Genomic DNA, 23,622 nt, shown 5'->3' with positions numbered 1-23,622 from the left:
GCGGGAATCGGGGCAGCGTGCTTGCCGCTGGCAAGGCACCGTGCATAATGGACACAATTCAGAAAATTGGGGTTCGATTATGCTTGACCGGGACGGATTTCGCCCGAACGTCGGCATCATCCTGCTCAACCAAAAGAACCAGGTGTTCTGGGGCAAGCGCATCCGCACCCACAGCTGGCAGTTTCCACAGGGCGGCATTGACCGGGGGGAGACACCCGAACAGGCCATGTTCCGGGAACTGCATGAGGAAGTGGGGTTGATGCCCAACCACGTTCGCGTGGTCGCCCGCACCCGGGACTGGTTGCGCTACGAGGTGCCAGACCGGTACATCCGCCGCGATGCGCGCGGACACTACAAAGGCCAGAAGCAGATCTGGTATTTGCTGCAACTCATGGGTCACGACTGGGATTTGAACCTGCGTGCCACCGACCACCCCGAATTCGACGCCTGGCGCTGGAATGACTACTGGGTGCCACTGGATGTGGTGGTGGAGTTCAAACGCGGCGTCTACGAGATGGCCCTGACCGAGCTGGCACGCTTTCTGCCACGCGGCGAGCAGCAGCGCAACCGCTATCTTCGCAGCGGCATGCGCCCCAGGGAAGCCCATGAAACAGGCCCCGAGACCTATGGCGCTCCAGGCTTGCATCCGGCGCGCTCAGGCAGTTTTCGCGTCAATCCCGGCATGGAGCTGCCGCCTGGTGCCTGCTTCGACCCTGATCCACAGTCAGGGCAGCAGCAGGTCTTGCACCCCGATCCAGGCAAGGCCTGAAGCCAAAAGCTCCATGCAAAAGCGCACCCGAGGGTGCGCTTTTTCTTTGCCCCGATTGCGCAGGCATCAGTGCCCGGCAATCACCATGTTGTCGCGGTGCACCATCTCCGGGCCTGCGGAATAGCCCAACAGGCGCTCGATCTCCACCGAGCTCTTACGACAAAGCAGGCGCGCCTCAGCACTTGCATAGTTGGCCAGACCGCGCGCCACCTCGATGCCCAGCGCATCGCGCACGGCAATCACATCGCCGCGGGCGAATTCGCCATCCACATTCACCATGCCGATGGGAAGCAGGCTCTTGCCTTCGTCGCGCAGCTTGGCCACGGCACCGGCATCCACGGACACGGAACCGCGCAGTTGCAGATGGTCGGCAATCCACTGCTTGCGCGCCTGGTTCTTGTGGGTCTGCGCCACGAGCAGCGTGCCAATGGACTCGCCAGCAGCCAGACGCACCAGCACGTCCTGTTCACGGCCCCAGGCGATGACGGTTGAAGCACCCGACCCCGCCGCACGCTTGGCCGCGAGGATCTTGGTGATCATCCCACCCTTGCCGATGGACGAGCCCGCGCCGCCCGCCATCTCCTCCAGTGCAGGATCGCCGGCATTTGCCACGTCGATGAAACGCGCATCGGGATTGCTGCGCGGATCGGCGCTGTAAAGGCCTCGCTGATCGGTCAGGATGACCAGGGCATCGGCTTCGATCAGGTTGGCCACCAAAGCACCCAGGGTGTCGTTGTCGCCGAACTTGATCTCATCGTTGACCACGGTGTCGTTCTCGTTGATCACCGGCACGATGCCCAGCTCCAGCAGCGTCAGCAAGGTGTTGCGCGCATTCAGATAGCGCTCGCGGTCCGCCAGGTCGGCATGCGTGAGCAGCACCTGGGCACTGCCCATGCCCTGCTCGCGCAGCTTGGACTCGTACATCTGTATCAGCCCCATCTGGCCCACGGCTGCAGCGGCCTGCAGCTCATGGATCTCCTTGGGCCGCGCGGCCCAGCCAAGGCGCTTCATGCCTTCAGCCACCGCGCCGCTGGAGACCATGATCACCTCACGCCGCTGACCGCCATGGCTTTCATCCCCGCGCACCAGGGCCGCCAGCTGGCGGCTCCACTCCTGGATGGCGGCCTCATCAAGACCGCGACCTTCATTGGTCACCAGGCTGGAGCCGACCTTGACCACGATGCGATGGGCATCACGCAACAAGTTGGAAGACATGGATGGATAGTGATTCTTGCAGCGCAGGCCCAGGCAGGCCGCGCCGCTGTTGTGATCAAGGCGATGGGAGCGGCAGGCGGCTCTTACTCGGAATCGCGGGGAGCAAAACGCGGATCGGTGAGATCCACGCCATCACCCTCGACTTCGACGAAGCGCGGATCGATTTCCTTGGGACCGGCCTCGATCTGCTGCTGCTCATGCACATGTTTGTAGATGGTGCGGATCAGCACTTCACAGCCTTCGCGCGTCAGGGCGGAAATCTCGAAGACCGGACCCTTCCACTTGAAGCGCTTGACGAAGTCCTTGACGCGGGCGGCACGCTCCTCGGCCGGCACCATGTCCAGCTTGTTGAGCACCAGCCAGCGCGGCTTGTTGTACAGCTCGGCATCGTACTTCTGCAGCTCGCCCACGATGGCCTTGGCCTGGGCCACAGGATCCACGCTGTCATCGAACGGCGCCAGGTCCACCACATGCAGCAGCAATCGGGTGCGCTGCAGATGGCGCAGGAACTGGTGACCCAGGCCCGCACCTTCCGAGGCGCCTTCGATCAGGCCAGGGATGTCGGCCACCACAAAGCTCTGCTCGGCAGCGACGCGCACCACGCCCAAATTGGGATGCAGCGTGGTGAACGGGTAGTCGGCAATCTTGGGGCGCGCATTGGAGACCGCGGCAATGAAGGTGGACTTTCCCGCATTGGGCATGCCCAGCAGGCCCACGTCGGCCAGCACCTTGAGCTCCAGCTTGAGATTCTTGCGCTCGCCAGGCCAGCCCGGTGTCTTTTGCCGAGGCGCGCGGTTGATGGCGCTCTTGAAGCGCAGGTTGCCGTAGCCGCCGTCGCCACCCTTGGCAATGGTGACCACCTCACCGGCCGTCAGCAGTTCGTAGAGCACCTCGCCGGTTTCGGCATCGCTGATGATGGTGCCAACCGGCATGCGCAGCGTGATGTCGTTGCCAGCCGCACCAAACATGTCCGAGCCCTTGCCGTGCTCACCGCGCGTGGCATCATGCCGGCGCGAGAAGCGGTAGTCCACCAGAGTGTTGAGGTTGACATCGGCCACCGCGTAGACATGGCCGCCACGGCCACCGTCTCCACCATCGGGACCGCCAAATTCCTTGTATTTTTCGTGCCGGAATGACACGCAGCCATTGCCGCCGTCACCGGCGGAAATGTCGATATAAGCTTCGTCGACGAACTTCATGAGGCATCCAGTTTACAAAAAGCAGTGTGCACCAGACAGCCCCAGGCCACACCTCAGAGACGGAAAAGAGGGCGAAGGCACGATGCACAACCCTCCTGAAACGACAAAGCCCCGACAGGTCGGGGCTTCGAGCGTCGAAGTGACAGGGCTTAGGCAGCCGTCACATTGACCGTGTGCTTGGACAGTGCACCCTTGACAGCAAACGACACGTGGCCGTCCACCAGAGCGTACAGGGTGTGGTCCTTGCCCACGCCGACGTTGTCGCCGGGATGGAACTTGGTGCCACGTTGGCGCACGATGATCGAGCCGGCCGTGATCAGTTCACCACCGAAAGCCTTCACGCCGAGCATTTTGGGCTTGGAATCGCGCCCGTTTCGCGTAGAGCCGCCGCCTTTTTTCTGTGCCATGACTCAGCTCCTGAATTAAGCAGCGATCGCCACGATCTGCAGCTCTGTGAACTGCTGGCGATGGCCTTGGCGCTTCTGATAATGCTTACGACGGCGCATCTTGAAGATGTGCACTTTGTCGTGCTTGCCGTGAGCAACCACGGTTGCCTTGACAGACGCACCGGACACCAGAGGTGTGCCGACCTTGATTTCAGCGCCGTTGCCGACTGCCAGAACCTGATCGATCACAACTTCTTGGCCTACGTCCGCAGCAATCTGTTCTACCTTGATCTTTTCGCCGGCTGCAACGCGATACTGCTTGCCGCCGGTTTTTATGACTGCGTACATTTAAACCTCTTGAATTTGAGAGTTCCGCGAACGAATTTCCACGGAAGCCGGAGATTCTAGCACGCACTCACATTCTTTGCATGAAGCGCTCCCACCCCGCGCCCAAACAACCGCCAGGGCGGGCCGCAGGCGGGATCGCTCTTCCTATAATTGCCGATCCACTTGGCGGCCACAGTACCTTGACCACAGCTCTCTCCACCCCCAATCCGCTTGCCCTGATCACTGACGACATGCGCGAGGTGGATCATGTGATCGCCCAGCGCCTGACGACCACCGTCCCGCTGATTGCCCAGATCTCCCAGTACATCATCGCTGCCGGCGGCAAGCGCCTTCGCCCGGCCTTGCTGCTCATGGTCTGCAATGCGCTGGGCTACGAAGGCAGGGACAGGCATGTCCTGGCGGCCGTGGTCGAGCTGATTCATACCGCCACCTTGCTGCACGACGACGTGGTGGACGAGTCCACCCTGCGCCGTGGCCGCCCGACGGCCAACGAGACCTTCGGCAATCCGGCCAGCGTGCTGGTCGGCGACTTCCTGCACTCGCGCTCCTTCCAGATGATGGTGGAAGTGGGCAGCATGCGTGTGCTCAAGATCCTCTCGGACGCCACCAACGTGATCGCCGAGGGCGAGGTGCAGCAGCTCATCAACACGCATGATGCCTCGCTGGATGAAGCCGGCTACCTGCACGTCATCCGCTCCAAGACCGCCCAGTTGTTCGAGGCCAGCGCACAGTTGGGCGCCGTGCTGGCCGACGCCCCCCGCGAGATCGAACAGGCATGCGCCATCTATGGCCAGGCCCTGGGCACCGCCTTCCAGATCATTGACGACGTGCTCGACTACACAGGCGACACCCAGGAAATGGGCAAGAACCTGGGCGACGACCTGCGCGAAGGCAAGTGCACCCTGCCGCTGATTGCCGCCATGCAGCGCGGCACTCCGGAGCAGGCTGCCATCGTGCGCAACGCCATCGAGCAGGGCTCAACCGAGCAGTTGTCTGCCGTGGTGGATATCGTGCGCAGCACAGGCGCGCTGGACGTGGCACGCGAAGCTGCACACGCCGAGGCACGCCGCGCCATCGACGCAATAAATGCGCTCCCGAGCAATTTGCATACGGCAAGTTTGCTACAATTAGCCTCTCAGCTTTTGGAGCGACGCACCTGATTTCAGGCTGCATTGCTTTGTCTACAAAAGCGACGGGGTGTAGCTTAGCCTGGTAGAGCGCTACGTTCGGGACGTAGAGGCCGGAGGTTCGAATCCTCTCACCCCGACCATTTCTGGTCACTTCACCACCACGCCACCATTGAGCCAGGTTCAAGACCTGGGTGCGCAACAGTGCGTCTGGCCTTTCAAGCCTTCAGGGATGATAGGATAAATGTCCTTTCCTCTCAAACGTCTTGCTACATGGCTGTTGCTGACTCCTCGCTCAAGAATGCTTCCGCTGTTGCATCGCTCCCCGGCATCGGGCGAGCCCTGATATCAGCAGGCAAGGTATCGCAACAGGCGGCAGAAGCGGCGGCCAGCAAGGCCACCGCCAATCGCACCTCATTCCTTGCTGAACTGAGCAGCGCTGGCACCCTTTCAGCGCTGGAAGTGGCGGAGACGGTTTCGACCATGTTCAGCGCGCCGCTGCTCGATCTCGATGCCATCGACGCCACACGCCTGCCTCAGGAGTTGCTTGATGCAAAAATCATCAGCAGCTATCGCGTCCTCCCCTTGAGCAAGCGAGGGAATCGCCTCACTGTGGCTACGGCTGATCCTACGCAGCAGGAAGCGGCCGAACAGATTAAATTCACCACCCAGCTTGGCGTGGACTGGATCATCGTCGAAGCGGATAAGCTGGACCGTTTAATATCACAACAAAGCAAGAGCACCACAGAGGCGCTGGAAAGCTACAGCGCTGGCGGTGACTTCGAGTTTGGCGACCTCAAGCCTGAAGAAATCACCGAGGAAAAAGACAACAAGGCCGCATCAGATGTCGAAGATGCACCCGTCGTCAAATTTCTGCACAGAATGCTGCTTGACGCATTCAACATGCGTGCATCGGACTTGCACTTCGAGCCATACGAGCACACCTACCGCGTGCGCTTCCGCATTGACGGCGAGCTGCGTGAAATCGCCTCGCCGCCCATTGCCATCAAGGAGAAGCTGGCCTCACGCATCAAGGTGATCTCGCGCATGGACATCTCGGAGAAGCGTGTCCCGCAGGACGGGCGCATGAAGCTCAAGGTCGGCCCGGACCGCGTTATCGACTTTCGCGTGAGCACTCTGCCCACGCTCTTCGGCGAGAAGATCGTGATCCGTATTCTGGACCCGAGCTCGGCCAAGCTGGGCATTGACGCCTTGGGCTATGAACCCGAAGAAAAGGCCCGACTGCTTGAAGCCATCGGACGCCCCTACGGAATGATTCTGGTCACAGGCCCCACCGGCTCGGGAAAGACAGTGTCGCTGTACACCTGCCTGAACCTGCTGAACAAGGCCGGCGTGAACATCGCGACTGCAGAAGACCCCTCGGAAATCAACCTGCCCGGCGTCAACCAGGTCAATGTGAACGAAAAGGCAGGCCTCTCCTTTGCGACGGCGCTCAAGGCCTTTCTGCGCCAGGATCCCGACATCATCATGGTCGGCGAAATCCGCGACCTGGAAACCGCCGACATCTCGATCAAGGCCGCGCAGACCGGCCACTTGGTGCTGTCCACGCTGCACACCAACGATGCACCGACCACGTTGACGCGCATGCGCAACATGGGCATTGCCCCCTTCAACATCGCATCGAGCGTGATTCTGATCACCGCCCAGCGGCTGGCCAGGCGCCTGTGCCCCCAGTGCAAGGAGCCTGCGGATATCCCGCGGGAGGCGCTGCTGGAGGCGGGCTATGACGAGGCGGACATCGATGGCAGCTGGGTCACCTACAAGCCCGTGGGCTGCCAGGCATGCAACAACGGCTACAAGGGACGCGTCGGCATCTACCAGGTGATGCCGATCAGCGAAGAAATCCAGCGCATCATCCTGCAGGACGGCAGCGCACTGGAGATCGCGGCACAGGCCAAGCGTGAAGGCGTGCGGTCTCTGCGCGGATCCGGACTGCACAAGGCCAGACTAGGACTGACCTCGCTCGAAGAAGTGCTGGCAGTCACCAACGAGTAGATAGCGCGGACAGCGCAGACAACAAACGAGGGAGCACGATGGCCACAGCCGCGTCCAAGGGAATCAAGGAATTTGTCTTTGAATGGGAGGGCAAGGATCGCAACGGCAAGATCGTCCGCGGCGAAACCCGGGCCGGAGGCATCAATCAGGTCCAGGCCATGCTGCGCCGCCAGGGCGTGCTTCCCAGCAAGATCAAGAAGCGCCGTACGCGCGGCGGCAAGAGGATCAAGCCCAAGGACATCGCGCTGTTCACGCGCCAGATGGCCACGATGATGAAGGCCGGCGTCCCGCTGCTGCAGGCCTTCGACATCGTCGGGCGCGGCAATACCAACCCCAGTGTGACGCGCCTGCTGGCCGATATCCGCTCCGACGTGGAGACCGGCACCTCACTGAATGCGGCCTATCGCAAGCACCCCCTTTACTTCGACAGCCTCTACTGCAATCTGGTGGAGGCAGGCGAAGCTGCCGGTATTCTGGAAGCCTTGCTGGACCGCCTGGCCACCTACATGGAGAAGACCGAGGCCATCAAGTCCAAGATCAAGTCAGCACTGATGTATCCGGCCTCAGTGATCGTCGTGGCCTTCGTCGTCGTGACCATCATCATGATTTTCGTGATCCCAGCCTTCAAGGAAGTGTTCAGCTCGTTCGGAGCGGATCTGCCGGCCCCAACGCTATTTGTGATGGGCATCAGTGACATTTTTGTCCAATGGTGGTGGGTGATCTTCGGCGTGATAGGTGGCGGCTTCTACTTCTTCATGCAGGCCTGGAAGCGCAACGAGCGCATGCAGCAGTTCATGGACCGCACGCTGCTGAAGGTGCCGGTCTTCGGCGTGTTGATCGAGAAATCCTGTGTGGCACGCTGGACACGTACGCTGTCGACCATGTTTGCCGCAGGCGTTCCCTTGGTCGAGGCGCTTGACTCCGTCGGCGGCGCATCCGGCAATGCCGTCTACGCCAATGCCACGGAACAGATCCAGCAGCAAGTCTCCACCGGTACCAGCCTCACGGTGGCCATGACCAATGCCAACGTCTTTCCCTCCATGGTGCTGCAGATGTGCGCCATCGGCGAGGAATCCGGCTCCATCGACCACATGCTTGGCAAGGCAGCCGATTTCTACGAAGAGGAAGTCGATGACATGGTGGCCGGCCTGTCCAGCCTGATGGAACCCATCATCATCGTCTTCCTGGGCACCCTGATCGGCGGCATCGTGGTTTCGATGTACCTGCCCATCTTCAAGCTGGGCCAGGTGGTTTGATGCCCTTGGATCCCTGGATGCAGGCCGCGTTGGGCGGCCTGCTTGGCCTGCTGGTGGGCAGCTTTCTCAACGTGGTGGTGCACAGGCTGCCACGCATGATGGAACAGCAATGGAACGCGGAATGCGCCCAATGGGCACAGGAGCAATCCGGCGCCGCGCCTCCCTCTGCTGCTGCGACTGCCCCTGCCGAGGCTCCCCTGAGCCTGAGCCGCCCCCGCTCGCGCTGCCCGCATTGCGGCCATGCCATCCACTGGTACGAGAACATTCCCGTGCTCAGCTATCTGGCGCTGCGGGGCCGGTGCTCGGAATGCAAGGCATCGATCAGCATCCGCTACCCGCTGGTGGAACTGGCCTGCGCTGCGCTATTCGCCTACTGCACGATGCAATGGGGCATCACGCCCACGGGCGCCATCTGGTGCCTGTTCAGCGCCGCCTTGCTGAGCCTGGCGCTGATCGACTGGGATACCACACTGCTCCCCGACGACATCACCCTGCCCTTGCTGTGGGCCGGGCTGCTTTCATCGGCACTGCACTGGACCGCCGTGCCTCTGGCCGACGCGGTCTGGGGTGCCGCAGCGGGCTATCTTTCGCTGTGGCTGGTTTACTGGGCCTTCAAGCTGGCCACCGGCAAGGAAGGCATGGGCTACGGCGACTTCAAGCTGTTTGCCGCGCTGGGCGCCTGGTTCGGCTGGCAGGCACTCGTGCCCATCATCCTGATCTCGTCCGTGATTGGCGCCGTCGTGGGCATTGCGCTAAAGATCAACAGCCGCCTGCGCGAAGGTGGCTATGTTCCCTTTGGCCCCTTTCTTGCGGGCGCCGGCTTTGCCGCCATGGTGTTCGGACCCCAGCAGATGCTGCAATCCCTGTTGGCGGCCATCGGTCTTTGATCCGACACTGCGGCATGGAATCCAGCAACGCCCCGCCACCACGTCCGCACCCGCGCCCTTTCCGGCTGGGCCTGACCGGCGGCATCGGCAGCGGCAAGAGCACCGTGGCCGCACAGCTTGCCTTGCGCGGAGCAAGCATCATCGATGCCGACCAGATCTCGCGCAGCCTCACCGCCCCGGCAGGCGCCGCATTGCCCGAGATTGCGCGCATCTTCGGACCTGGACTGATCGATGCGAACGGTGCTCTGGACCGTGCGCGCATGCGCGAACTGGTCTTCCAGCAGCCTGCCGCACGCCAGCAGCTGGAAGCCATCATCCACCCCCTGGTGGCTCGGCAAACGGCCCTTGAAGTCCAGCAGGCCACCGATGCCGGATGCGCGCTCATCGTGCATGACATCCCGCTGCTTGTGGAGTCCGGCCGCTGGCCTGCCCTGCTCGATGCCGTGCTGGTCGTGGACTGCCGGACGGAAACACAGATCGCACGCGTCATGGCCCGCAACGGATTGCCCCGCGATGCCGTGCAAGCCATCATCGCCGCCCAGGCCACCCGCGCGGCACGGCTGGCGGCAGCCGACTGGGTGCTCTACAACGACGAAGCCATGACGATAGAGGCTTTGCACGCATGCACCGATCGAATCTCGGCATGGTTCGGGCTATGATGCACGCCATGGCTTGGCCTGTGCGTGTAATTCAGCATGTGCACGACGTAGACAGCTGATTCCTGAGCACCCCGAGGAGCCCAGCAAGCGTGATCCTGTACGAATATCCTTTCAATGAGCGCCTGAGGACCTACCTCAGGCTGGAGCAGCTGTATCGCCGCCTGGGCGAGCTGCTGTCGCGCGCTCATTCCATCGATCACCATTTCGCGCTGGTCACCATCTTCGAGATCATGGATGTGGCAGCACGCACCGACTTGAAGACGGACGTGCTCAAGGACCTCGAACGCCACAAGAGCCTGCTCGACAGCCTGCGCGGCAACCCCGATATCGCCGAGCACATGCTCGACCAGGTGTCCCGCCATGTGGAGCAGTGCTTTGCCCAGCTCAATGCCCAGAACGGAAAGGCCGGCCAGTCCCTGACCGACAACGAATGGCTGATGGCCGTGCGCAGCCGCATCGGCATCCCTGGCGGCACCTGCGGTTTCGATTTGCCGGCCTATCACGCCTGGCAGTTCCATGACCCCCAGGTGCGACTGCGTGATCTGGAGGACTGGGCCAGCACACTGACCCCGCTGGGTCAGTCGCTGCAGCTGCTGCTCAAGATGCTGCGCGAAACCGGTGTGCCGCAATGGGTGGCCGCAGAAAAGGGCGTGTTCCAGCAGGCCATGCCGCCCGGTCGCAGCTTTCAGCTGCTGCGCCTTCGCATAGACCCGGCATTGAATCTTGTTCCGGAAATCAGCGGCAACCGCCTGCTGGTTTCAGTGCGCCTGCTTCGCCCCGAGAGCGGCGCCAAACCCCAGCCTTGCAGCGAAGATGCCTCGTTCGAGGTCACGCTTTGCAGCTGATGAAAAAGACTGCCGGCATGTCCACGAAAGCCACGCCCTCTGTCGATGCATCATCCGCATCCGCAGGGCCCACGGTGCGCTGCCCGACCTGCAGCGGCCCCAGCCTGTTCGCGCCGGCCAACCGCTTTCGGCCCTTTTGCAGCGAGCGCTGCTACCAGATCGACCTGGGCGCCTGGGCCAACGAGGAATTCCGCGTGCCTGCGCCCATGCCTCCCGAGGATTCGCCCTTCGGCGATCCTCGTACTGAACCCTGATCAGGCCTGATCAGACTTTCGGTTGGCCTGCCTCGTAGAAGCCGGCATCAAAAGGCAGCCCGCGTTCCTCGCTGAGCCATTGCAGCACCGGATAGGCGCCAGGCAGCACCGGCTGCACCTGCAGCGGAAGTTGCTGCCAGGCCATCTGCTGGCCTTCTCGCATCTCGAACTCCCCGCTCCAACGCGTGATCTTGCACCAGTGCAGGCGCACCAGGGCATGCGGATAGTCATGCTCGGTCACCTTCCAGACGGGGGCTGCTGCGATCTCGACGCCCAGCTCTTCCTGAAGCTCGCGACGCAATGCCTGCTCCACGGTCTCGCCGGATTCGATCTTCCCACCAGGGAACTCCCAATAGCCGGCATAGGGCTTGCCCGGCGGCCGGCTGGTGATCAGCAGCGCACCATCGGACTCGCGCAGGAGCACGCCAACGGCGACTTCTGTGTGCTTGCGCTGGGCCGGCGCTTGAGACGGCGGTTGAGACTGGGCAGCATCGGCGCCGGTGTTCAGGGAGATTTCTTTTTCAGTCACTTGATCTTTCGCAAAAAACCGCCCGGCCCCAAGGCCAGGCAGCAGGCTTGTCAGAGCTCGGCCTCTTCGGCCAGCCCTTGGACATCGGCGATGCCGGTCTGGCGCTGGTTCGGGCGCTCGGCGCGGCCCGCATAGTCACGGGCGAACTGATGGGCCACACGGCCGCTGCGCGAGCCACGCTCCAGCGCCCAGACCAGGGCCTCAGGACGCGCGGCCTCGATCGTGGCCTGGTCCAGTCCCAGGGCCTCCAGCCATTGCGCCACCACGCGCAGGTACTCGTCCTGGCTGAAGGGATAGAAGCTCACCCACAGGCCGAAACGCTCGGACAGCGAGATCTTTTCCTCAATCACCTCGCCGGGATGCAGCTCGCCATCCTCGCCGCGCTGGTAGGTCAGATTCTCGGACTGGTACTCCGGCAGCAGGTGGCGGCGATTGCTGGTCGCATAGACCAGCACGTTCGGGCTGGCGGCGCTGACTGATCCATCCAGAATGGACTTCAGGGCCTTGTAGCCAGGCTCGCCTTCCTCAAAGCTCAGATCGTCGCAATAGATGATGAACTTCTCGGGCCGGCCGGCCACCACATCGACGATGTCGGGCAGGTCCGTCAGATCGGCCTTGTCCACCTCAATCAGGCGCAGCCCCTGCGCAGAAAAGGCATGCAGGCAGGCACGGATCAGCGAAGATTTGCCCGTGCCGCGCGCACCGGTGAGCAGCACGTTGTTGGCCGTGCGGCCGGTCACGAACTGCTCGGTGTTGCGCGCGATCTTGTCCTTTTGCACATCGATGTTCTGCAAGTCGGACAGTTGCATGGCGCCGACGTGGCGCACGGGCTCCAGCAGGCCGCAGCCGTTGGCGCGCTTGCGATAGCGCCAGGCGATGGCGGTATTCCAATCTGCGGGGGATTGCAGCGGCTGGGGCAGGATGGCCTCGATGCGCTGCATCAGCTGCTCGGCGCGCTGCACGAGTTGCAGCAAGGGGGCGGCGACGGCTTCTGTGGGCAATGTCATGGATGTCTCTCGAATACGGATCTCACGGCCACCGACGCTGGATATGCCCGGGAATCGAGATGGATCTCATGCCAACGCCAGAGCTTTTGCGCGCCGGCCGCCATTGAAAGCTGGCAGCAGCCAGGCACAAGGCCTGGGGCTGCCGGCGGCACGGTGGGTGGAGAGTCAGGAGCGGTAGTCGGCGTTGATGCTCACGTAGTCGTGGCTCAGATCACAGGTCCACACGGTCTGCTCGGCCTCCCCTCGGCCCAGTAGCACGCGCACGATGATCTCCTGCTGCTTCATCACGCGCTGGCCGTCTTCCTCCTGATAGGCAGGGTTGCGGCCGCCATTGACTGCGACATGCACATCGTTCAGGTACAGGTCGATCTTGGTCTGGTCCAGATCGTCAATGCTAGCATAGCCCACCGCCGCGAGGATGCGGCCCAGGTTCGGGTCGCTGGCAAAGAACGCCGTCTTGACCAGGGGCGAATGCGCGATGGAGTAGGCCACCAGGCGGCACTCGGCCTCGGTCTTGCCACCCTCCACCTTGATGGTGATGAACTTGGTGGCACCTTCGCCATCGCGCACGATGGCCTGAGCCAGCAAACGCGACACATCCAGCAATGCAGCCTTCAGGGCCTGGCCTTCGGCGCTGGTCAGCGAAGTGATCTGCGCATTGCCGGCCTTGTGCGTGGCCACCAGCACAAAGGAATCGTTGGTCGATGTGTCGCCGTCGATGGTCACGCGGTTGAACGAGCCGTCGGCCAGTTCCTTGACCAGGGGCTGCAGCAGCTCGGGAGCGATGGCCGCATCGGTGGCCAGAAAGCCCAGCATGGTCGCCATGTTGGGGCGGATCATGCCCGCGCCCTTGCTGATGCCGGTGATGCTCACGCGCTTGCCGCCAATGTCCACGGCCCGGCTGAAGGCCTTGGGCAGCGTGTCGGTGGTCATGATGCCCTCGGCAGCCGTGCCCCAGTTGTCGGCCTTGGCTGCGGCAATGGCGGCCGGCAGGCCGGCTGCAATGCGGTCCACAGGCAGCTCTTCCATGATCACGCCAGTAGAGAACGGCAGGATCTGCTCGGGCTTGAGCTGCAGCAGCGCTGCCAGATCTGCGCAGGTACGGCGCGCACGTGCCAGGCCGTCGGCGCCAGTGCCTGCATTGGCATTGCCTGTGTTGATGACCATGGCACGGATGGCGCCCGCTGTCTGAACCAGATGCTCGCGGCTGACCTGCACAGGCGCTGCGCAGAAACGGTTCTGTGTGAACACGCCAGCCACCGAAGCGCCCTCGTCGAGCAGGAACACGGACAGGTCCTTGCGGTTGGCCTTGCGCACACCGGCTTCGGTGACGCCGATGCGAACGCCGTCGATCGCCAACAGGTCGGCGTGCACGGGAGCGGAGAGATTCACAGGCATTGAGGGCTTCCTACAGTGAAAGAAAAACGCGCTCCATTATCGGAACAAACCGGAGCGGCACGTATTTCATCGACCTTAAAAAAGGAAAACGGCACGGAGTGCATCCGTGCCGTTTTCCGTGTCTTGCGGTGTCTTACGACGCCCGCCGCATCACGACAGCTTGCCGTGGCACTGCTTGTACTTCTTGCCGCTGCCGCAGGGGCAGGGATCATTGCGGCCCACGCGAGCGCCTTCGGGCAGCTCCAGCGGCTCGTCTTCAACGGAGCCACCGATGTCGCCATCCGACGGAGCGCCATAGGTCATGTGCTCCAGGCTGTGGGCGCTGCGCTGCTCCAGGGCCTCGGTGGCCTGCTCCACCTGTTCGCGCGACTGCACCTGCACGGTCATCAGCACGCGCGTGACTTCGGTCTTGACCTGGTCGATGAGCTGGCGGAACAGCTCGAAGGCCTCGCGCTTGTATTCCTGCTTGGGCTGCTTTTGCGCATAGCCGCGCAGGTGGATGCCCTGGCGCAGATAGTCGAGTGCAGACAGGTGGTCACGCCAGTTGGTGTCGAAGCTTTGCAGCAGAACGGCGCGCTGGAATTGCGTGAAGTTCTCACGGCCGATCAGCTCGACCTTGGCATCAAACACTTCGCGGGCGGCCTGCAGCACCTTTTCGAGGATTTCCTCGTCGGTGATGGCGTGCGCGGACTGCACCTGCGACTGCAGCGGCAGCTGGATGCGCCATTCGCTTTCCAGCGCCTTTTCCAGACCGGCCAGGTCCCACTGCTCTTCCATGGACTCGGCAGGAACGTACTGGCGCACCAGATCGGACACCACGTCGTCGCGCATCACCGTGATCATCTCGTACAGGTCCGAGGCGTCGAGGATCTCGTTGCGCTGCTGGTAGATCACCTTGCGCTGGTCGTTGGACACGTCGTCGTATTCGAGCAGCTGCTTGCGGATGTCGAAGTTGCGGGCCTCGACCTTGCGCTGAGCGCCTTCGATGGAGCGGGTCACGATGCCGGCCTCGATGGCTTCGCCATCGGGCATCTTCAGGCGGTCCATGATGGCGCGCACACGGTCGCCCGCGAAGATGCGCATCAGCGCATCGTCCAGGCTCAGGTAGAAACGCGAGGAGCCGGGATCGCCCTGGCGGCCCGAACGGCCACGCAGCTGGTTGTCGATACGGCGCGATTCATGGCGCTCGGTGGCGATGATGCGCAGGCCACCCAGGGCCGAGACCTTGTCGTGCTCGATCTTCCAGTCGGCGCGCATTTGTTCGATGCGCTGCTGGCGTTCGGCTTCGGACAGGGACTCATCGGCCTCGACAGCAGCCACCTGCTTTTCGATGTTGCCGCCCAGCACGATGTCGGTGCCGCGGCCGGCCATGTTGGTGGCGATGGTGATCATGCCGGGACGGCCGGCCTGGGCCACGATGTCGGCCTCGCGCTCGTGCTGCTTGGCGTTGAGCACCTGGTGGGGAAGGTTTTCCTTGTTGAGCAGCTCGTCGATGATTTCGGAGTTCTCAATCGAAGTCGTGCCCACCAGCACGGGCTGGCCGCGCTCATAGCATTCACGGATATCGCGGATCGCCGCCTCGTACTTCTCACGCGTGGTCTTGTAGACACGGTCGAGCTGGTCGTCGCGCTTGCTGGGACGGTTGGGCGGAATCACCATGGTCTCGAGACCATAGATTTCCTGGAATTCGTAGGCCTCGGTATCGGCCGTGCCCGTCATGCCAGCCAGCTTGCCGTAGAGACGGAAGTAGTTCTGGAAGGTGATCGAGGCCATGGTCTGGTTCTCGGCCTGGATGGTCACGCCTTCCTTGGCCTCGACCGCCTGGTGCAGGCCGTCGCTCCAGCGCCGGCCTGCCATCAGGCGGCCCGTGAACTCGTCAACGATGACGATCTCACCGTTCTGCACCACATAGTGCTGGTCACGGTGGTAGAGGTTGTTGGCACGCAGCGCCGCGTAGAGATGGTGGACCAGGGTGATGTTGGCCGGGTCGTACAGCGAGGCGCCCTCGGCAATCATGCCGGCGTGGCCCAGCAGGCGCTCTGCAGCCTCGTAGCCCTGGTCGGTCAGGAACACCTGGTGGCTCTTCTCGTCCACGGTGAAGTCGCCGGGCTTGGTCACACCTTCGCCGGTGCGCGGGTCGGCCTCGCCTTCCTGGCGCACCAGGTTGGGAACGATCTTGTTCATGGCCACGTACATGGCCGTGTGGTCTTCGGCCTGGCCGCTGATGATCAGCGGCGTGCGGGCCTCATCGATCAGGATGGAGTCCACCTCGTCGACGATGGCGTAGTTGAGCACGCGCTGAACGCGGTCGCCCGACTCGTAGACCATGTTGTCGCGCAGGTAGTCGAAGCCGTATTCGTTGTTGGTGCCGTAGGTGATGTCGCTGTTGTAGGCGGCCTGCTTTTCCTCGCGCGGCATGTTGGGCAGATTGATGCCCACCGACAGTCCGAGGAAGTTGTACAGCTTGGCCATCCAGGTCGCATCGCGATTGGCCAGATAGTCGTTCACGGTCACCACGTGCACGCCATTGCCCGACAGTGCGTTCAGGTAGACCGGCAGTGTGGCGGTCAGCGTCTTGCCTTCGCCGGTGCGCATTTCGGCGATCTTGCCGTAGTGCAGCGCCATGCCGCCCAGCAGCTGAACGTCGAAGTGGCGCATCTTCATGACGCGCTTGGAACCCTCGCGCACCACGGCGAAGGCTTCGGGCAGCAGGTCGTCCAGCGACTCGCCCTTGGCCACACGTTCCTTGAACTCCTGCGTCTTTGCACGCAGAGCCTCGTCGCTGAGCTTCTCGTAGTCGGGCTCCATCGCATTGATGCGAACAACCGTCTTGCGGTATTGCTTGAGAAGCCGATCGTTTCGGCTGCCGAATAGTTTGGTGAGGAAGTTGGTGGCCATGCGAAAAAGACACACCGCCGCCCGCTGAAGCGGACTGCGGTGTGCCTGGAATCCCTAGATTGTTGGATTTCAGATGGGGCCGCTCCACCTGCCTGCAAGTGCTCTTCTGAAGAACACATGCGACCGGGCCGAAGCGAGAACCGAACAATTGATTCTAACTGCCTCTGTCCAACCCTCTCTCAGGCAGGCCGACGCATGCAGCCGCACAGCCCCGAACCCGAATCCCCGGACCCGCGCCACACCGCAGATGCTGCTATAACGACCCTCCGGGCCGGCGCATGCCAACGCTGCCAGTCCAGCCCTTCAAGCCCATGACCTTCACACGCCGCCACCACGCCGTCACCGCCCTGCACGCCGTCGAGAACTCGCCCACGCTGGCGCGGCTCGCACAGCTCACGCGGGACTCCAGCAATCGCCTGACGGCCATCCTGCCCCTGGTACCGCCGCTGCTGCGCGCCAGCCTGCAGGCGGGCCCCATCGAGGGCAGCACCTGGTGCCTGCTGGTGCGAAACAATGCGGCCGCCGCCAAGATCCGCCAGTTGCTGCCCGCCATGGCCGCCCACCTGCGCACCAAGGGATGGGATGTGACCGAGATCCGGCTCAAAGTGCAGGCCTGATCGGCCGCTGAAACAAACGCGGCCGGAAATGAAGAAGGCAATGAAAAAAGGCCTCCGAAGGAGACCTTTTGGTGCCGGTTGTCGGATTCGAACTGACGACCTACCGCTTACAAGGCGGGTGCTCTACCAACTGAGCTAAACCGGCGAAGCACGAATTCTAGCGCAGAAAAAGACTGCTTCAGCCGTTCCCGGCGTCTGCGAACACGCTTGCGCGCGTGATCGCAGGCCCGGGATACGAAAAACCTACTTCACCAGCTTCAACGAGGGCCGCGTGCCCGAGGGCGGCGGCGTGCGCGGGGGCTCTTCATCATCACCCTCGTTCTGGATACTCACCAACTGCACCACACGTTCGTCGGCAGCTGGCTCGGCCGGCACTTCGGCAACTGCGTCCTGCGACACGGGCTCATCGGATTCCTGCTCGCCCGAAACTTCGTTGTCGTTGTCGTTGTCGGCATCCGACTCCGGCGCCGGGAAAGCCATGCCTTGGCCGGTCTCCCGTGCGTAGATGGCCATCACCTGCTCGACAGGCACCATGATTTCGCGTGGCTTGCCGCCAAAGCGGGCCGTGAAGCTGATGAAGTCATTGCCCATCTGCAGGCCGCTGGTGGCGTCGTAGCTGACGTTGAGCACGATCTCGCCGTCGCGCACGAACTCGCGCGGCACCTGCACGTTGCGGTCCACGCGCACTGCGATGTGGGGTGTGAAGCCGTTGTCGGTGCACCACTCGTACAGGGCCCGGATCAGGTAGGGGCGGGTGGAAGTTGCTTCGGGGGCAGTCATGACGATCCCAGGAAAAGAGTGGTCGTAATACGAAAACGGGCAGGATGGCGACCGGTTGACCGCCTTCCCTGCCCGCGCAATCAGTCGTCAACCGATGCGAATTACTTGCGCATCACCTTCTCGGAAGGCGTCAGCGCTTCGATGTAGGCAGGGCGCGAGAAGATGCGCTCGGCGTACTTGAGCAGCGGGGCGGCGTTCTTGGACACCTCGATGCCGTAGTAGTCCAGGCGCCACAGCAGCGGGGCAATGGCCACGTCCAGCATGGAGAAGTTCTCGCCCAGCATGTACTTGTTCTTGAGGAACACGGGAGCCAGTTGCGTCAGGCGGTCGCGGATGTGGGCGCGCGCCTTTTCGATGGCCTTTTCGTTGCCCTTGACGTTGCGCTCCTCGAGCGTGCTCACGTGCACGAACAGTTCCTTCTCGAAGTTCAGCAGGAACAGGCGCACGCGGGCGCGGTCCACCGGGTCGCCGGGCATCAGCTGGGGATGCGGGAAGCGCTCGTCGATGTACTCGTTGATGATGTTCGATTCGTACAGGATCAGGTCGCGCTCGACCAGGATGGGCACCTGGCCGTACGGGTTCATCACGCTGATGTCTTCAGGCTTGCTGAACAGGTCCACATCGCGGATCTCGAAGTCCATGCCTTTTTCGAACAGGACGAAACGGCAACGGTGTGAAAAGGGGCAGGTCGTTCCCGAATAAAGCACCATCATGGTGGAGGCTCCTAAAAATCAAAAAGAGTGGGTCGCTCGCGGCGCCCACTCTGCACACAGTTCAGCCGCGCAATCGCTTGCACGACCTTCTGCAGTCACGGTTTTATTTGACGTCTTTCCAGAACGCGGCGTTGAGGCGCCATGCAATGAAGATGAAGACCGCCAGGAAAAGCAGCACGCCCACGCCAATGCGGATGCGGCTGTTCTGTGCCGGCTCACCCATCCATTGCAGGTAGTTCACCAGATCGCCAACTGCCTGATCGTACTGCACTGGGCTCATGGAGCCGGGAGAGACCTGCTCCCACCCCTTGAAAACCTGGGTCTTCACGCCGTGCTCTTCGGCTTCTTCGAAGATGGCACGGCGCTCGCCCTGCAGTTGCCACAGTGCATGGGGCATGCCCACGCTGGGGAAGGCCAGGTTGTTCCAGCCCGTGGCCTTGGTGTCATCGCGGTAGAAGGTGCGCAGGAAGGTGTAGAGATAGTCGGCGCCCGTGCCGTTGTGGCCTGCGCGCGAGCGCGCGATCACCGTCAGATCCGGCGGATTGGCTCCGAACCACTCCTTGGCTTCCTTCGGGTTGATGGCCGCCTTCATGGTCTCGCCCACCTTGTCGGTGGTGAACAGCAGGTTGTCCTTGATTTCCTGTTCGGTCAGCCCGATGTCCTGCAGCCGGTTGAAGCGCATGAATGCGGCCGAGTGGCAGCTCAGGCAGTAGTTGACGAACAGCTTGGCGCCGTTTTGCAGCGATGCCGTGTCATTGGTCTTGCCCGGGGCCTTGTCCCAGGCGATGCCGCCTTCGGAAGCCTGTGCACCGGTCATGATGCCCAGGGCCGCGATCAACGTGAGAATCAGTTTCTTCATTGTTGTTCTCTCCAGCTTCAGTGCGGCTTGAACGTCACACGATCGGGAACGGGTTTGGTCTTGCCCAGGCGGCTCCACCAGGGCATCAGCAGGAAGAAGCCGAAGTAGAACAGCGTTCCGACCTGGGACACGCGCTCGCCGATGGGCGAAGGCGGCTGCACACCGAGATAGGCCAGGATCACGAAGTTGATCACGAAGATGCCATAGAGGTACTTGTGCCAGCTCGGACGGTAGCGGATGGACTTGACCGGGCTGCAATCGAGCCAGGGCAGCGCGAACAGGATGATCACGGCGCCACCCATCACCAGCACGCCCCAGAACTTGGCGTCGATGGACAGCATCATGGCGATGACGCCCAGGGCCACGATGGCGACCACGCCCTTGATGGCGGCCGGCAGGCGCGACTTGAGCACGCCAAAGCCCGCACCCAGCAACACGCAGGCGATCAGCACATACATCATCTCGCTGGTGATGGCACGCAGCATCGAGTAGAACGGCGTGAAGTACCAGACCGGCGCAATGTGCGAAGGCGTCTTCAGCGGATCGGCCGGGATGAAGTTGTTGTACTCCAGGAAGTAGCCGCCGAACTCGGGCGCGAAGAACACCACGGCCGAGAACAGGAACAGGAACACCGTCACGCCGAAGATGTCGTGCACCGTGTAGTAGGGATGGAAGGGAATGCCGTCCAGCGGATGGCCCTTGGCGTCCTTGGGCGCGTTGGGGCCCTTGATCTCGATGCCGTCCGGATTGTTGGAGCCCACGTCGTGCAGCGCCAGCAAGTGGGCCACGACCAGGCCCAGCAGCACCAGGGGCACGGCGATCACGTGGAAGCTGAAGAAGCGGTTGAGCGTGGCATCGCCCACCACATAGTCACCACGGATCAGCAGCGCCAGGTCAGGGCCGATGAAGGGGATCGCCGAGAACAGGTTCACGATCACCTGGGCGCCCCAGTACGACATCTGGCCCCAGGGCAGCAGGTAGCCCATGAAGGCCTCGGCCATCAGCACCAGGAAGATGGCGCAGCCGAAGATCCAGACCAGTTCACGCGGCTTGCGGTACGAACCGTACAGAAGGCCGCGGAACATGTGCAGATAGACCACGACGAAGAAGGCCGACGCGCCCGTGGAGTGCATGTAGCGGATCAGCCACCCCCAGGGCACATCGCGCATGATGTACTCGACCGAGGCGAACGCCTTCTCGGCGTCCGGCTTGTAGTGCATCACCAGGAAGATGCCGGTGACGATCTGGATCACCAGCACCAGCAGTGCCAGCGAGCCGAAGATGTACCAGAAGTTGAAGTTCTTCGGAGCGTAGTACTCCGACATGTGCACACGGTAGGCGTCGAAAGCCGTTGGGAAACGGTTCTCGAACCAGTTCGTGAGCTTGGCGCCTGCGGGCGCGTTCGGATCGATGTCCTTGAATTCGTGGGCCATTGTTCTTGTCTCCCTCAAGCCTTGTCTTCACCGATGAGGAGCTTGGTCTCCGACAGGTACATGTGCGGTGGCACCTGCAGGTTGTCGGGGGCCGGCTTGTTCTTGAAGACACGGCCAGCCATGTCAAAGGTCGAGCCATGGCAGGGGCACAGGAAGCCGCCCTTCCAGTCATTGGGCAGCGAAGGCTGCGCGCCGGGCTGGAACTTGTCGGAAGGCGAGCAGCCCAGGTGCGTGCAGATGCCGACGACGACCAGCACTTCGGGCTTGATCGAGCGGGCTTCATTCATCGCGTAGGGCGGCGTGAACTCTTCAGGGTGGCGCTTGGACTGGGGATCGGCCAGCTGGCTGTCCAGCTCGGGCAGTTCCTTGATCTGTTCCGGCGTGCGCTTGATGATCCAGACTGGCTTGCCGCGCCACTCGACCGTGAGCTTCTCGCCGTCCTTGAGTGCGGAGATATCGACCTCCACTGCAGCCCCGGCGGCCTTGGCCTTCTCGGATGGCTGGAAGGTGCTCACGAACGGGACGGCTGTCGCCACGCCGCCCACCGCGCCAGCACACGCCGACGTGATGATCCACGTCCGCTTGCTGGAGTCGATTGGAGTGTCACTCATGGGGTTCCTCGAACTACGTCGCTTGAGTTGGGGTCAACAATAAATTGTAGCGGGGCGAGTATGGTTATTCCATACCGACTCCGACATTGACAGGCTCCAAAGCCGCGCAATACTGCGCTATCTCAAACTCTTTCCAGATGGAGCCAGCCATGGGCATGATGCAGGAATTTCGTGAGTTCGCAGTTAAGGGAAACGTGGTAGATCTCGCCGTGGGCGTCATCATCGGCGGAGCGTTTGGCAAAATCGTCGATTCCGTGGTAAACGACCTGATCATGCCGGTCGTTGGCCTGGTTTTCGGCAAGCTGGACTTCTCCAATCTGTTCGTCGTGCTGGGCAGCGTGCCCCCCGGAACAGCGATGACGCTCGATGCCCTCAAGAAGGCCGGCGTCCCCGTATTTGCCTATGGGAACTTCATCACGGTGGCGGTGAATTTCATCATCCTGGCCTTCATCATTTTCATGATGGTCAAGCAGATCAACCGCCTGCGCCGCGAGGCCCCGGCCGCCCCCGCGCCGGCCCCCGTCACACCTGAAGACATCGTGCTGCTGCGCGAGATTCGCGACAGCCTCAAGCGCTGAAATCCGTGTTTTGACGCAAATCAAAACGCCCGTGGCATGGTTGCCACGGGCGTTTTCCATTACTGCAGATTCCCGATGCTTGGGCTAGCCATTCAAGCCGCCAATTTGCGCGCCATTCGCACGGACTCAATCAGGCTGCTCGCCTCTGCAAGGCCCTGCCCTGCAATATCAAAAGCCGTGCCGTGGTCCGGACTGGTGCGCACCAGCGGCAGCCCCAATGTGACATTCACGCCCTTTTCCACGCCCAGGTACTTCACGGGAATCAGTCCCTGGTCGTGGTACATGGCCAGCACCACGTCGAACTCACCGGGGTGGCCGGGCGCATTGCGGGCGCGCATGAACACCGTATCGGGCGCAAAAGGTCCATGGGCGTCCAGGCCCTCGGCACGCGCCTGGGCGATGGCTGGGGCAATGATCTCTACCTCCTCGCTGCCGAACAGGCCGCCCTCGCCCGCATGCGGGTTCAGCCCTGCCACACCGATCCGCGGCGGGCGGCCCAGGCTGCGCGACAGGGCCTCATGCGTGATGCGCAAGGTCTGCAGCAGGTTGTCCTTCGTTACCGCATCGATCGCCTTGCGCAGCGAGGTATGGATGCTGACCAGCACCGTGCGCAGCTCATCGTTGGCCAGCATCATGCGCACCGGCATGCGGTCCAGGCCCACACCCGCATGCTGCGCAGCCTCGAACTGCAGCAGCTCGGTATGACCAGGAAAGTCCACGCCCGCAGCATGCAGCGCCTCCTTGTGCAGAGGCGCCGTCACAAGAGCCGCAATCTCGCCTCGCAAGGCAGCCCGCGCGGCCCAGACCACGCAGCGCGCAGCCGCGTCACCGGCGCTGGCGCTCACCTGGCCCCAGGGCGCAGGACCGGGCAGCCCGGGCAGCTCCAGCAAGGGAATGCAGTTCGGCGGCACCTGCTTTAGTTGCTCAGCCGACTCGATGACAGCCACGGGCATGGGAATGGCGTTGTCGCCATCGCGCGCACGCGCCGCCACGGCGGCTGCCCGGCGCAGCGTCTGCAACTCGCCGACGACGAAGCAGCCGCGCATCTGCTCGGGCGCGTCCATGAACGCCTTGGCGATGGTCTCGGGCCCCACCCCGGCGGAGTCGCCCTGGGTGATGGCCATCAAGGCCGTGGACTGTGTGGAATCAGGCATTTTCAGTATCCGGATCAGGCAAGCCGGTCATTCGCGCCGCGCTTGCAGCAAAAGGCCTCGCCCCCTGGGCGGGCCAATAGTGGG

The 23,622-nt window shown here is 62.6% G+C and carries 24 protein-coding genes and 2 tRNA genes; 11 read left to right on the top strand and 15 right to left on the bottom strand.

What is annotated here, in order from left to right; genetic code table 11:
• Positions 1 to 79: 79 nt before the first annotated feature.
• On the top strand, positions 80 to 769 hold the full coding sequence (locus AC57B5_RS24615) for an RNA pyrophosphohydrolase (RefSeq protein ID WP_012207280.1): 690 nt from the start codon (positions 80 to 82) through the stop codon (positions 767 to 769).
• Between the two features lie 66 nt (positions 770 to 835).
• Here AC57B5_RS24615 and proB read toward each other — a convergent pair whose 3' ends face one another.
• From proB to rplU, 4 genes are all read right to left on the bottom strand, one after another.
• Positions 836 to 1,984: a glutamate 5-kinase gene (gene proB, locus AC57B5_RS24610; protein WP_012207281.1), complete on the bottom strand. Its 1,149-nt coding sequence runs from the start codon at positions 1,982 to 1,984 to the stop codon at positions 836 to 838.
• Between the two features lie 83 nt (positions 1,985 to 2,067).
• A complete protein-coding gene (gene cgtA / locus AC57B5_RS24605) occupies positions 2,068 to 3,183 on the bottom strand; it encodes an Obg family GTPase CgtA (RefSeq protein ID WP_012207282.1) in 1,116 nt (371 codons plus the stop codon).
• 149 nt (positions 3,184 to 3,332) lie between these two features.
• Positions 3,333 to 3,590, bottom strand: coding sequence for a 50S ribosomal protein L27 (rpmA, locus tag AC57B5_RS24600; protein ID WP_012207283.1), 258 nt, complete (start codon positions 3,588 to 3,590; stop codon positions 3,333 to 3,335).
• 15 nt (positions 3,591 to 3,605) lie between these two features.
• Positions 3,606 to 3,917: a 50S ribosomal protein L21 gene (rplU, locus tag AC57B5_RS24595; protein ID WP_012207284.1), complete on the bottom strand. Its 312-nt coding sequence runs from the start codon at positions 3,915 to 3,917 to the stop codon at positions 3,606 to 3,608.
• 230 nt (positions 3,918 to 4,147) lie between these two features.
• Here rplU and AC57B5_RS24590 point away from each other — a divergent pair, with 230 nt between their 5' ends.
• The 8 genes from AC57B5_RS24590 to AC57B5_RS24555 all read left to right on the top strand — a co-directional run bounded on the left by AC57B5_RS24590 (position 4,148) and on the right by AC57B5_RS24555 (position 10,961).
• Positions 4,148 to 5,077, top strand: coding sequence for a polyprenyl synthetase family protein (locus AC57B5_RS24590; RefSeq protein WP_496400873.1), 930 nt, complete (start codon positions 4,148 to 4,150; stop codon positions 5,075 to 5,077).
• A 33-nt stretch (positions 5,078 to 5,110) separates the two neighbouring features.
• Positions 5,111 to 5,187: transfer RNA gene (locus tag AC57B5_RS24585), tRNA-Pro, on the top strand.
• Positions 5,188 to 5,317: 130 nt separating this feature from the next.
• Complete coding sequence (gene pilB / locus AC57B5_RS24580) at positions 5,318 to 7,060, top strand: type IV-A pilus assembly ATPase PilB (RefSeq protein ID WP_496400522.1); 1,743 nt, start codon at positions 5,318 to 5,320, stop codon at positions 7,058 to 7,060.
• A gap of 38 nt (positions 7,061 to 7,098) precedes the next feature.
• Complete coding sequence (locus AC57B5_RS24575) at positions 7,099 to 8,316, top strand: type II secretion system F family protein (protein WP_239972261.1); 1,218 nt, start codon at positions 7,099 to 7,101, stop codon at positions 8,314 to 8,316.
• Positions 8,316 to 9,203, top strand: coding sequence for a prepilin peptidase (locus AC57B5_RS24570; protein ID WP_496400521.1), 888 nt, complete (start codon positions 8,316 to 8,318; stop codon positions 9,201 to 9,203). Before AC57B5_RS24575 ends, AC57B5_RS24570 begins: the two co-directional genes overlap by 1 nt.
• Before the next feature lie 14 nt (positions 9,204 to 9,217).
• Complete coding sequence (coaE, locus tag AC57B5_RS24565; RefSeq protein WP_496400520.1) at positions 9,218 to 9,862, top strand: dephospho-CoA kinase; 645 nt, start codon at positions 9,218 to 9,220, stop codon at positions 9,860 to 9,862.
• A gap of 89 nt (positions 9,863 to 9,951) precedes the next feature.
• Positions 9,952 to 10,707 carry a cell division protein ZapD gene (gene zapD, locus AC57B5_RS24560; RefSeq protein WP_012207290.1) on the top strand — a complete coding sequence of 252 codons (756 nt, stop codon included), beginning with the start codon at positions 9,952 to 9,954 and terminating at the stop codon, positions 10,705 to 10,707.
• A gap of 17 nt (positions 10,708 to 10,724) precedes the next feature.
• On the top strand, positions 10,725 to 10,961 hold the full coding sequence (locus tag AC57B5_RS24555; protein ID WP_123691054.1) for a DNA gyrase inhibitor YacG: 237 nt from the start codon (positions 10,725 to 10,727) through the stop codon (positions 10,959 to 10,961).
• A 10-nt stretch (positions 10,962 to 10,971) separates the two neighbouring features.
• On the opposite strand, the gene AC57B5_RS24550 is transcribed toward AC57B5_RS24555, so the two are convergent.
• The 4 genes from AC57B5_RS24550 to secA form a co-directional block, all read right to left on the bottom strand.
• Positions 10,972 to 11,490, bottom strand: a complete 519-nt coding sequence (locus AC57B5_RS24550) for a (deoxy)nucleoside triphosphate pyrophosphohydrolase (RefSeq protein WP_065345741.1) — start codon at positions 11,488 to 11,490, stop codon at positions 10,972 to 10,974.
• Between the two features lie 50 nt (positions 11,491 to 11,540).
• On the bottom strand, positions 11,541 to 12,497 hold the full coding sequence (locus AC57B5_RS24545) for an ATP-binding protein (protein ID WP_123690462.1): 957 nt from the start codon (positions 12,495 to 12,497) through the stop codon (positions 11,541 to 11,543).
• Between the two features lie 165 nt (positions 12,498 to 12,662).
• Entirely contained in the window at positions 12,663 to 13,895 is a 1,233-nt protein-coding gene (gene argJ / locus AC57B5_RS24540) for a bifunctional glutamate N-acetyltransferase/amino-acid acetyltransferase ArgJ (protein ID WP_013800814.1), read from the bottom strand.
• 150 nt (positions 13,896 to 14,045) lie between these two features.
• Entirely contained in the window at positions 14,046 to 16,793 is a 2,748-nt protein-coding gene (gene secA / locus AC57B5_RS24535) for a preprotein translocase subunit SecA (protein ID WP_012207295.1), read from the bottom strand.
• Positions 16,794 to 17,104: 311 nt separating this feature from the next.
• Here secA and AC57B5_RS24530 point away from each other — a divergent pair, with 311 nt between their 5' ends.
• Entirely contained in the window at positions 17,105 to 17,410 is a 306-nt protein-coding gene (locus AC57B5_RS24530) for a hypothetical protein (RefSeq protein ID WP_034396930.1), read from the top strand.
• A 69-nt stretch (positions 17,411 to 17,479) separates the two neighbouring features.
• Here AC57B5_RS24530 and AC57B5_RS24525 read toward each other — a convergent pair.
• The 6 genes from AC57B5_RS24525 to petA all read right to left on the bottom strand — a co-directional run bounded on the left by AC57B5_RS24525 (position 17,480) and on the right by petA (position 21,806).
• Positions 17,480 to 17,555: transfer RNA gene (locus AC57B5_RS24525), tRNA-Thr, on the bottom strand.
• Between the two features lie 98 nt (positions 17,556 to 17,653).
• A complete protein-coding gene (locus tag AC57B5_RS24520) occupies positions 17,654 to 18,190 on the bottom strand; it encodes a ClpXP protease specificity-enhancing factor (RefSeq protein ID WP_486303107.1) in 537 nt (178 codons plus the stop codon).
• A 101-nt stretch (positions 18,191 to 18,291) separates the two neighbouring features.
• Entirely contained in the window at positions 18,292 to 18,903 is a 612-nt protein-coding gene (locus tag AC57B5_RS24515) for a glutathione S-transferase N-terminal domain-containing protein (RefSeq protein ID WP_012207298.1), read from the bottom strand.
• 103 nt (positions 18,904 to 19,006) lie between these two features.
• Complete coding sequence (locus AC57B5_RS24510) at positions 19,007 to 19,762, bottom strand: cytochrome c1 (protein WP_012207299.1); 756 nt, start codon at positions 19,760 to 19,762, stop codon at positions 19,007 to 19,009.
• 17 nt (positions 19,763 to 19,779) lie between these two features.
• Positions 19,780 to 21,195 (bottom strand): cytochrome b, encoded by a 1,416-nt coding sequence (locus AC57B5_RS24505; protein WP_496400519.1) that lies wholly within the window; start codon positions 21,193 to 21,195, stop codon positions 19,780 to 19,782.
• Between the two features lie 14 nt (positions 21,196 to 21,209).
• On the bottom strand, positions 21,210 to 21,806 hold the full coding sequence (petA, locus tag AC57B5_RS24500; protein WP_012207301.1) for a ubiquinol-cytochrome c reductase iron-sulfur subunit: 597 nt from the start codon (positions 21,804 to 21,806) through the stop codon (positions 21,210 to 21,212).
• A 149-nt stretch (positions 21,807 to 21,955) separates the two neighbouring features.
• Here petA and mscL point away from each other — a divergent pair, with 149 nt between their 5' ends.
• On the top strand, positions 21,956 to 22,384 hold the full coding sequence (mscL, locus tag AC57B5_RS24495) for a large conductance mechanosensitive channel protein MscL (RefSeq protein WP_012207302.1): 429 nt from the start codon (positions 21,956 to 21,958) through the stop codon (positions 22,382 to 22,384).
• A 92-nt stretch (positions 22,385 to 22,476) separates the two neighbouring features.
• Here the strand turns inward: mscL and pdxA are convergent, their stop codons facing one another.
• Positions 22,477 to 23,538 carry a 4-hydroxythreonine-4-phosphate dehydrogenase PdxA gene (pdxA, locus tag AC57B5_RS24490; RefSeq protein WP_496400518.1) on the bottom strand — a complete coding sequence of 354 codons (1,062 nt, stop codon included), beginning with the start codon at positions 23,536 to 23,538 and terminating at the stop codon, positions 22,477 to 22,479.
• Positions 23,539 to 23,622: the final 84 nt, after the last annotated feature.

Source organism: Delftia sp. BGA-UO-ETr-SB1, from assembly GCF_059567865.1.
The sequence above is the reverse complement of the archived record's forward strand: the minus strand, read 5'-3'. Positions and strand labels throughout refer to the sequence as shown.

Bases quoted from the DNA above. Each gene is read 5' to 3' on its own strand.
- petA (WP_012207301.1), bottom strand. From the start codon at position 21,806: ATGAGTGACACTCCAATCGACTCCAGCAAGCGGACGTGGATCATCACG.
- AC57B5_RS24505 (WP_496400519.1), bottom strand. From the start codon at position 21,195: ATGGCCCACGAATTCAAGGACATCGATCCGAACGCGCCCGCAGGCGCC.
- rpmA (WP_012207283.1), bottom strand. From the start codon at position 3,590: ATGGCACAGAAAAAAGGCGGCGGCTCTACGCGAAACGGGCGCGATTCC.
- AC57B5_RS24575 (WP_239972261.1), top strand. From the start codon at position 7,099: ATGGCCACAGCCGCGTCCAAGGGAATCAAGGAATTTGTCTTTGAATGG.
- pdxA (WP_496400518.1), bottom strand. From the start codon at position 23,538: ATGCCTGATTCCACACAGTCCACGGCCTTGATGGCCATCACCCAGGGC.
- AC57B5_RS24545 (WP_123690462.1), bottom strand. From the start codon at position 12,497: ATGACATTGCCCACAGAAGCCGTCGCCGCCCCCTTGCTGCAACTCGTG.
- AC57B5_RS24530 (WP_034396930.1), top strand. From the start codon at position 17,105: ATGACCTTCACACGCCGCCACCACGCCGTCACCGCCCTGCACGCCGTC.
- secA (WP_012207295.1), bottom strand. From the start codon at position 16,793: ATGGCCACCAACTTCCTCACCAAACTATTCGGCAGCCGAAACGATCGG.
- argJ (WP_013800814.1), bottom strand. From the start codon at position 13,895: ATGCCTGTGAATCTCTCCGCTCCCGTGCACGCCGACCTGTTGGCGATC.
- AC57B5_RS24555 (WP_123691054.1), top strand. From the start codon at position 10,725: ATGTCCACGAAAGCCACGCCCTCTGTCGATGCATCATCCGCATCCGCA.
- AC57B5_RS24570 (WP_496400521.1), top strand. From the start codon at position 8,316: ATGCCCTTGGATCCCTGGATGCAGGCCGCGTTGGGCGGCCTGCTTGGC.
- pilB (WP_496400522.1), top strand. From the start codon at position 5,318: ATGGCTGTTGCTGACTCCTCGCTCAAGAATGCTTCCGCTGTTGCATCG.
- proB (WP_012207281.1), bottom strand. From the start codon at position 1,984: ATGTCTTCCAACTTGTTGCGTGATGCCCATCGCATCGTGGTCAAGGTC.
- mscL (WP_012207302.1), top strand. From the start codon at position 21,956: ATGGGCATGATGCAGGAATTTCGTGAGTTCGCAGTTAAGGGAAACGTG.
- AC57B5_RS24590 (WP_496400873.1), top strand. From the start codon at position 4,148: ATGCGCGAGGTGGATCATGTGATCGCCCAGCGCCTGACGACCACCGTC.
- coaE (WP_496400520.1), top strand. From the start codon at position 9,218: ATGGAATCCAGCAACGCCCCGCCACCACGTCCGCACCCGCGCCCTTTC.
- cgtA (WP_012207282.1), bottom strand. From the start codon at position 3,183: ATGAAGTTCGTCGACGAAGCTTATATCGACATTTCCGCCGGTGACGGC.
- rplU (WP_012207284.1), bottom strand. From the start codon at position 3,917: ATGTACGCAGTCATAAAAACCGGCGGCAAGCAGTATCGCGTTGCAGCC.
- AC57B5_RS24510 (WP_012207299.1), bottom strand. From the start codon at position 19,762: ATGAAGAAACTGATTCTCACGTTGATCGCGGCCCTGGGCATCATGACC.
- AC57B5_RS24515 (WP_012207298.1), bottom strand. From the start codon at position 18,903: ATGATGGTGCTTTATTCGGGAACGACCTGCCCCTTTTCACACCGTTGC.
- AC57B5_RS24615 (WP_012207280.1), top strand. From the start codon at position 80: ATGCTTGACCGGGACGGATTTCGCCCGAACGTCGGCATCATCCTGCTC.
- AC57B5_RS24520 (WP_486303107.1), bottom strand. From the start codon at position 18,190: ATGACTGCCCCCGAAGCAACTTCCACCCGCCCCTACCTGATCCGGGCC.